This is a genomic window from Limnobacter sp. CACIAM 66H1 (genome assembly GCF_001601825.1).
Taxonomy (GTDB): Bacteria; Pseudomonadota; Gammaproteobacteria; order Burkholderiales; family Burkholderiaceae_B; genus Limnobacter.
This window is the reverse complement of sequence record NZ_LUJK01000006.1, coordinates 87,468-95,269: the sequence shown is the minus strand read 5'-3', so window position 1 is coordinate 95,269 and position 7,802 is coordinate 87,468. Positions and strand designations below refer to the sequence as shown.

Below are 7,802 nucleotides of genomic sequence, written 5' to 3'. Positions count from 1 at the left end.
GGCTACGTTGGTGTTGATTCCTAGCATGATATTTCTCCAAGCAATTTCGTTGATTCAGGGTGGCTGCGTCATCTGGTGCGCTGCCTTATGCCCTGTTATCGATGCCGTGAAATGAAACTTGAGGCTTTCATTCGCAAATAAAAAATATTGTTGTTGCACCCTCAAGTTCACTGAATCAGTGTCGTAATGAGGCGATTTTTCCTGAAAAAGAATGCCGCTCCCTCCTCAAGTTTTCTTAAAAGGTGTCCGTTATCTTCAGTAGACGCTTAACAATTGGGGCCCCCGCCGCAAGGGGCAGCACGAAGTGGGGGGTCAATCGAATGGGGGGATCCCCCCAAACTGTGATTCTTCCATTGAGCCTATTCAGCGACAGTGTGTCCATGTAAGGCAGTTCCCTACACGTTGATTTCCTGCTCGGTGACTCAATGAATGGAAGTTGGATGATTCAGGTAATCGGGCGACAAGCCGAAGATACGTATGAGGGAAGTGTCGCTGCAATCAAGAAAGCAGCGCAAATTGAGGATGCAGTACAACAGAGATTGAATTGGAGGATGTTCAAATGAAAAGTACCCGTCTGTTAGATGAAATTCGCGAAACCAACCTGTCTTACTTGTTGCTGGCTCAGCAACTGATTCGCGAAGACCGCGCCGAAGCCACATTCCGTTTGGGCATTTCTGATGAAGTGGCTGAATTGATCGACCAACTGACCACCGCCCAGGTACTTCGCATCGCGTCGAGCAACATGTTGATGTGTCGTTTCCGTTTCGACGACGAAGTGGTTTGGAATTTGCTGACCAGTCACACCAAAGATCGCAGTGTTTCCGGCATGCATGCGGCAATCATCATGTCTGGCAAAGCGGTAAACGCAGCAGCTTAACTACACACGGCAATTATTCAGGATGTAACAACAACTCAGGCATCCAACATTGACATCAGACAGGGGTCAAAAAAATCATGGCAAAAGTTAAATCAATCATCGACGAAGCAGCACAAATCTAGTTGGCTACACAGCTGATTCGCCTGGATGCACGCCTGCAAGTTCTCGAGTCCGAAACACAGTTGTCTCGCGAACGTTTGTTGAAGTTGTACAAAGAACTCAAACACAAGTCGCCTCCCAAAGGCATGCTGCCATTTTCAACCGACTGGTTCATGACCTGGCAGCCCAATATTCATTCCTCTCTGTTTATCAACATCTATCAAACGCTGATCAAAAGCACTGACATTGAAGACATTGAGGCAATCATCAAGGCTTACCGAATGTACCTGGAGCAAATTACCCAGTTGGGTTTGCCCGAGGTTTTGTCGCTGACTCGCGCATGGCGTTTGGTCAAGTTCTTTGATGCCGGGATGTTGACGACTACCGAGTGCAAAGACTGCGAAGGCCGTTTTGTTGTGCACACCTATGAGTTGGTCAACGATTACGTTTGTGGCCTGTGCCACATGCCTTCCCGTGCCGGAAAAACCCGGCAGTCGGCAGCTGATCGTTTCTTCAACGAAGAAGCCAGCGTCGAAGCTTAAGTATTCAGTTTGCAAAGCCCAGGGAGAAGGGCTTTCCGTTTACCCCCGCTGCACCAAAAGGTCCGGTTGCATCCTCCCACCCTCTGTCTCTTCCGGGTCTGCAGTGGGGGTTTCTCATCTCTCAAATGACCAGCCAATGTTGCTGGTCATTTTTATTGAACCCCCCTCAAAAATGGCTATCACCAAGGATTGTGAAATCCTGGCCATGCCTTGAAATCACCCAGAAAAGCCACTTTATTCGGACAAAAGATTTTACAAATTCTGCCGACAATACCTATACAGAAAAACCATTCATCGACAGAGAACTTCAACCCATGTTAGTAGCAATCGGATTCGTGATCGTGATTTTCTCCGTGCTGGGCGGTTTCGCCTTCATGGGGGGGCACTTGGTAACGTTGTGGCAGCCAGTTGAAATTTTGATTATTGGCGGCGGTGCTCTGGGTGCGTTTGTGGTGAGCAACACACCGAGTATTTTGAAGGCCACCGGCAAGGCCCTGGGTGGCGCATTCAAACCCAGCGCAATCACCAAGGCCTTTTACATGTCCCTGATGGCCTTGATGTATGAAATCCTGACCAAGGTTCGCAAAGAGGGTTTGATGTCGATTGAAGGTGATGTCGAAGAGCCAGAACAAAGTCCCCTGTTTCAGAAGTACCCCGAAGTATTGGCCGATCACCACATTGTTGAATTCCTGACCGATTACCTGCGCTTGATGGTGAGCGGAAACCTCAACCCCATGGAAATTGAGAATCTGATGGATGGCGAACTCGAGACGCATCATCAGGAAGCGCACACCCCCCAGTCGGCAGTTCAGCAAATGGCCGACGGTTTGCCGGCATTCGGTATCGTGGCTGCGGTAATGGGTGTGGTGCACGTCATGGGCTCAGTGGGACAGGTCAGTAACGCTGAACTGGGCGTGATGATTGCAGCCGCCCTGGTGGGTACATTTCTGGGCATTTTGCTGGCCTACGGTTTCGTCGGTCCTCTGGCCAGCATCATCAACCACAAAATTGCCGAATCATCCAAGCCATTCGAGTGCGTGAAGACCACCTTGCTGGCAAGCCTGAATGGTTATTCGCCTGCACTGGCTGTCGAGTTTGGCCGAAAGGTTCTTTATTCCACAGAGCGTCCAACTTTCATTGAGCTGGAAGAGCACGTGAAGAGCACCAAGGGCAAATAAGCATCATGGCGAAGTCCGACGAAGAACGTCCAATCATCGTAGTCAAGAAGATCAAGAAAGGTGGTCATGGTCACCACGGCGGCGCCTGGAAAATTGCGTATGCCGACTTTGTGACTGCCATGATGGCTTTTTTCCTGTTGATGTGGTTGCTGGGCTCCACTTCCGAAGGTGACCTGAAAGGCATCTCTGATTATTTCAACTCACCTTTGAAGGTGGCACTGGTTGGGGGTCCCGGTTCTGGCACCGCCACGAGTGTAATAGATGCGGGGGGTACTGATTTGTCGCGCTCCGTGGGGCAAATCAAAAGTGGAAGTACCGACAAGGCCACCAACAGCAGTACTTCCGACGCGACTGCAGAAGCGCTCGAGCGCGCAGAGTCAAAGCGCTTGCTGGAATTAAAGGGGGAAATAGAGGGCCTAATCGACGCATCAGATTTGATGAAACAGTTTAAAAATCAAATCATGCTCGACATTACGCCTGAGGGTTTACGAATTCAAATTGTGGATGAGCGAAATCGCCCCATGTTTGATTCAGGCAGCGCGGTGTTGAAAGATTACATGAAGGACATTTTGAGAAATTTGACCAAGTTGCTGAACCAGGTACCCAACAAGTTGACGTTGTCAGGCCACACCGATGCCACGCCGTATGCGGCGGGCAACAAGGGATACAGCAACTGGGAATTGTCGGCAGACCGCGCCAATGCCAGTCGCCGTGAAATGACCCTGGCAGGCATGCCGGATAGCAAAATGTTGCGTGTGGTGGGTTTGGCTTCCTCGGTGTCGCTGGATGAAAAAGACCCCTACGCCGCGGTGAATCGACGAATCGCGATTGTGGTGATGAACAAACGCGCAGAAGAAGCAGTACGGGCGCTGGCCAATCTGGATGAAGGGCAAGACCCTGGCTTGATCGAGTTGCCGCCCGTACCCAAAGTTGAAGGCTTGCCGTTTCCAAAAAACGGACCAAGTACGAATTGAAAGAAACAGACTATTTGTCAGGAGCAACATGATGCAAAACGATTATCGCTTGATGAACATGATTGACGAGAAGGCAAGGCTTGCAGGCTCCAACAAAATGGAGTTATTGCTGTTCTCGTTGGGCTCTACCGAGGTATTCGGTATCAACGTGTTCAAGGTCCGCGAAGTGTGCGAAACCTTGCCCATCACGCGAACCCCCAACATGCCGGCTGGCGTGGAGGGCATCATTTCACTGCGGGGCAGCATTCTCCCAGTGATTGATCTGGCGCAATGTCTGCGCATGGGCAACGGCGAAGCACGTACCAAGTTGATCATCACCGAGTTCTCTTCACACACGCAGGCCTTTCTGGTGCAGGACGTGGACCGGATTGTACGTGTGGACTGGGAGCAGGTGAAATCGCCTCAAAGCATTGGCCAGTCCCAAAGCGCAATGATCACCGCCCTGACAGAACTGCCCGACGGAAAGCTGGTGTCCATTCTGGATGTGGAGCAAATTCTGGGAGAAGTGATTGGTGAAGGCGATGTACCGAACATGGACAGTATGCGCCCCGATCATCCATACCCCGTGTTCTTTGCAGACGATTCGAACATGGCTCGCAAGAAAATTACTGAAGTGCTCGAGAAACTTCACCTGCCTTATCAAAGCGCGATTAACGGACGCGAGGCCTGGGAAAAACTGCGCAACATTGCCAGTCGCGCCGAGCAGGAAAACAAAGATATTCGGGATGTGGTTTCTCTCATCCTGGTGGATGCCGAAATGCCTGAAATGGACGGCTATGTGTTGACACGTCACATCAAGGAGGATGCTCGTTTCAAGGGCATTCCTGTCGTGATGCACTCGTCACTGTCGTCTGTGGCAAACAAGAAGTTGGGTCAGCAAGTTGGTGTGGATGCCTATGTGGGCAAGTTTCATCCCGAAGAGTTGGCGCAGATGGTTACCTCAATGCTTCACCCAGCGTAAGGAGCAAGCATGAACCCCGAAGATTTAAAAATCCTGATTGTTGACGACTTCTCGACCATGCGTCGAATTGTTCGCAACCTGTTGAAGGAAATTGGCTACAACAACGCCGATGAGGCAGAAGACGGTGCAGTGGCTTTGGCCAAACTGAAGGCCGGTAACTTCAATTTCGTCGTGAGCGACTTGAACATGCCCAACATGAACGGCTTTGAGTTGCTTCAGAACATTCGCGCGGATGCTGAACTCAAGCATTTGCCCGTGTTGCTGGTCACTGCTGAAGCCAAGAAAGAGGACATCGTAACCGCAGCCCAAATGGGCGCAAATGGTTACATCGTCAAGCCTTTTACCAAGGCAACCCTTGAAGAAAAACTGGGCAAGATCGTCGCGAAGATGTCTGTCTAATTACAAAGAATCAGAAATGGAGAGGTCGCAACGATGAGCCCTGATAATCTGAAAAGTGGTGACAACGACGATTTGGAAGCGTTGTTTGATGAAATTGCGCAACAACGTGTTTGGGATGATGCACCTGCTGCCGCCCCACAGGCACCGTCTTCTTCCGCACCCGCTGCTCAAGCAACAGTGAATTCCAACCCGACCGATGAAGATCCGCATGATGTGTTTCGTCGCGTGGGTTCCCTCACTCGCAAACTGCACGATGCCTTGCGTGAACTGGGTTACGACAAAAGCGTTGAGCATGCAGTGAATGCGTTGCCCGATGCACGCGCCCGCCTGAACTACATCGCAGACCTGACTGGTAAAGCGGCAGAGAAAGTGCTGGCAGCAGTGGAGGCCTCGCAAAAACTGAATGACGATGTTTCAGCACGTGCCGCCGAGCTCGACAGGCAATGGGATCGCCTCTACAACAATGAAATGAGTCTTGAAGAGTTTAAGTCTCATGCCCGTGAAAATCGCGAATTCATGAAAGAAATCAGCCAGTGCAGCGGGCAACTGGGGGGACACCTCACCGATATCATGATGGCGCAAGACTTCCATGACCTCACAGGTCAGGTGGTCAACCGCATCGGCAATATGGCGCAGGGTCTTGAAGAGCAACTGGTTCAACTGTTGCTTGACACCACGCCGCCAGATCAACGCAGGCAGGTTGAAGAAACATTCCTCAACGGTCCGGCCATCAATGCAGAAGGTCGTACCGATGTGTGCAGCAATCAAAGCCAGGTCGATGACCTGCTGGAAAGCCTCGGCTTCTAACAACACCAACACAACCGGGCTGACGTGGGAGAATACAAATGAGCGCATTCAGTGATGTCGAACTGCTACAGGACTTCTTGACCGAGGCAGGCGACTTGTTGGAGGACGTAGACAGCAAGCTGGTCGAACTGGAGCAAAGTCCGGAAGATGCCGATTTGTTGGCCACTGTTTTCCGGGGTTTCCATACCATTAAGGGTGGAGCCGGTTTTCTGGAAGCCACACACCTGGTGGAGTTATGCCACAAAACAGAAAACCTGTTCGACTTGTTGCGCTCCAAGAAGCTGGTTCTGGATGCTGAAATGATGGACTCCATCATGGCTGCAACCGGGGAAGTGCATCGCATGTTTGGTGAAATGCGCAATGGTCATCAGCCGGGTGCCGCACCTACGGAATTGCTGGAAGCACTCGACGCGGCGATTGAAGGACGCACTGTGGCAACCGCCGCAGCGCCTGTTGTTCAAGCCGCGGCAGAGGCCCCAGCGCCAAGCCAATCCAAAACATTGAATGACCTTGCACAAATTTCAGAGGATGATCTGGATTGGGCTGGTTTGTACGAAGCCGTGGTGGGTGTACCACCACGAGAACTTGAACAGGCCGCGTTGAGCACGGACATGGCCACTGAAGCCATCTCTAAACAGGCAGCCGCAGCAGTTCGCCCCAAAGCGCCACCACCCAAAGCCAAAGCAGCGCAACCTGCAGCTGCTGCACAGAAGGAAAATACCATTCGCGTGGACACCGCGCGTTTTGATCAGATCCTGAACCTGAGCGGTGAAATCGGTTTGACCAAGAACCGCCTGAACTGCCTTTTCCAGGCTTTTGCATCAGGTGCCAGCAATGAAGAATTGATCAAATCGCTCGACACTGTGGTGGGCCAGCTTGACATGTTGGTCTCTGACTTGCAGTCGGCCGTGATGAAGGCGCGCATGCAGCCAGTCGGACGTGTATTCCAGAAGTACAGCCGTCTGGCCCGTGATGTGTCACGCCAGTTGGGCAAAGATGTTGAGCTGGTGATTGAGGGTGCAGAAACCGAGGTGGACAAATCCATTCTCGAAGAACTGAATGACCCCTTGATCCACCTGGTGCGCAACGCGGTTGACCACGGTATCGAAACGATTACCGATCGCACAGCCTGTGGCAAGAATCCCAAAGGTATTGTGAATTTGTCTGCACGCCAGACTGGTGACCACATCGTGATTGAAATTCAGGATGATGGCCGTGGCATGCGCCCTGAAATCATTCGTGAGAAAGCTGTTGAAAAAGGTTTGATTTCTGCCGAAGAGGCAGGGCAGTTGAGCGTGCAGGAAAGCCTGCAGCTGATCTTCCTGCCCGGTTTTTCAACCAAAGACCAAATTTCGGATATTTCGGGCCGTGGTGTGGGCATGGATGTGGTGAAAACCAATATTCAGCGTTTGAATGGTCGAATTGAAATTCAATCCGAGCCAGGTCATGGTTCTACCATCACGATTCTGTTGCCTCTGACCCTGGCGATTTTGCCAGTGCTGATGTTGAAGCTTGAAGAGCAAATTTATTCCCTGCCTTTGTCCTGTGTTCGGGAAATCATTCCGATCGAAGAAGACAAGGTGCAGTATGTGGGTGGCAAGCCCACCATGGTAGTGCGCGGTGAGGTGATTCCATTGCTTGATCTGGCCACCTTGATTGGCCGTGAAAGTGCGCCGACTCCGAAGGTGGGTGTACTCACAATCAGCGGCAACAAGGCCTGTATTTTGGCGGTTGATTCGCTGGTGGGTCAGGATGAAGTGATGATCAAGCCGCTGGATGGCGTCAAGCCCAAAGGCGTGGCTGGCGCTACCTTGTCGGGCGAAGGTTTGCTGGTGTTGGTTCTTGAACTCCGTGAGTTGATTGAAGGCAAGCTTTAAGTAGAACTAAGGTGTTTTTCCGGGTTTTATAACCCGTATGGTTGACTCATTTTATTTCGATAATTGAATTATCGGCACAAGATGCCAA

8 protein-coding genes are annotated in these 7,802 nt (G+C 51.3%); all 8 read left to right on the top strand.

Annotated elements, in window-relative coordinates:
- Positions 1-559: 559 nt before the first annotated feature.
- The 8 genes from flhD to A0129_RS03190 all read left to right on the top strand — a co-directional run bounded on the left by flhD (position 560) and on the right by A0129_RS03190 (position 7,714).
- Positions 560-877, top strand: coding sequence for a flagellar transcriptional regulator FlhD (gene flhD, locus A0129_RS03225; RefSeq protein ID WP_008253127.1), 318 nt, complete (start codon positions 560-562; stop codon positions 875-877).
- 122 nt (positions 878-999) lie between these two features.
- On the top strand, positions 1,000-1,518 hold the full coding sequence (gene flhC, locus A0129_RS03220; protein ID WP_291712361.1) for a flagellar transcriptional regulator FlhC: 519 nt from the start codon (positions 1,000-1,002) through the stop codon (positions 1,516-1,518).
- 314 nt (positions 1,519-1,832) lie between these two features.
- Positions 1,833-2,696 carry a flagellar motor stator protein MotA gene (gene motA / locus A0129_RS03215; protein ID WP_291712359.1) on the top strand — a complete coding sequence of 288 codons (864 nt, stop codon included), beginning with the start codon at positions 1,833-1,835 and terminating at the stop codon, positions 2,694-2,696.
- A gap of 5 nt (positions 2,697-2,701) precedes the next feature.
- Positions 2,702-3,670 carry a flagellar motor protein MotB gene (gene motB, locus A0129_RS03210; protein ID WP_291712357.1) on the top strand — a complete coding sequence of 323 codons (969 nt, stop codon included), beginning with the start codon at positions 2,702-2,704 and terminating at the stop codon, positions 3,668-3,670.
- Positions 3,671-3,698: 28 nt separating this feature from the next.
- Entirely contained in the window at positions 3,699-4,631 is a 933-nt protein-coding gene (locus tag A0129_RS03205) for a chemotaxis protein (protein ID WP_291712355.1), read from the top strand.
- Positions 4,632-4,640: 9 nt separating this feature from the next.
- The gene (gene cheY, locus A0129_RS03200) at positions 4,641-5,030 is read left to right on the top strand and encodes a chemotaxis response regulator CheY (RefSeq protein ID WP_008253132.1); all 390 of its coding nucleotides are present in this window, start codon (positions 4,641-4,643) and stop codon (positions 5,028-5,030) included.
- Between the two features lie 33 nt (positions 5,031-5,063).
- Positions 5,064-5,837, top strand: coding sequence for a protein phosphatase CheZ (locus tag A0129_RS03195; RefSeq protein ID WP_291712353.1), 774 nt, complete (start codon positions 5,064-5,066; stop codon positions 5,835-5,837).
- A 38-nt stretch (positions 5,838-5,875) separates the two neighbouring features.
- The gene (locus tag A0129_RS03190) at positions 5,876-7,714 is read left to right on the top strand and encodes a chemotaxis protein CheA (RefSeq protein ID WP_291712351.1); all 1,839 of its coding nucleotides are present in this window, start codon (positions 5,876-5,878) and stop codon (positions 7,712-7,714) included.
- Positions 7,715-7,802: the final 88 nt, after the last annotated feature.

Bases quoted from the DNA above. Each gene is read 5' to 3' on its own strand.
- flhD (WP_008253127.1), top strand. From the start codon at position 560: ATGAAAAGTACCCGTCTGTTAGATGAAATTCGCGAAACCAACCTGTCT.
- A0129_RS03195 (WP_291712353.1), top strand. From the start codon at position 5,064: ATGAGCCCTGATAATCTGAAAAGTGGTGACAACGACGATTTGGAAGCG.
- cheY (WP_008253132.1), top strand. From the start codon at position 4,641: ATGAACCCCGAAGATTTAAAAATCCTGATTGTTGACGACTTCTCGACC.
- motA (WP_291712359.1), top strand. From the start codon at position 1,833: ATGTTAGTAGCAATCGGATTCGTGATCGTGATTTTCTCCGTGCTGGGC.
- motB (WP_291712357.1), top strand. From the start codon at position 2,702: ATGGCGAAGTCCGACGAAGAACGTCCAATCATCGTAGTCAAGAAGATC.
- A0129_RS03190 (WP_291712351.1), top strand. From the start codon at position 5,876: ATGAGCGCATTCAGTGATGTCGAACTGCTACAGGACTTCTTGACCGAG.
- A0129_RS03205 (WP_291712355.1), top strand. From the start codon at position 3,699: ATGATGCAAAACGATTATCGCTTGATGAACATGATTGACGAGAAGGCA.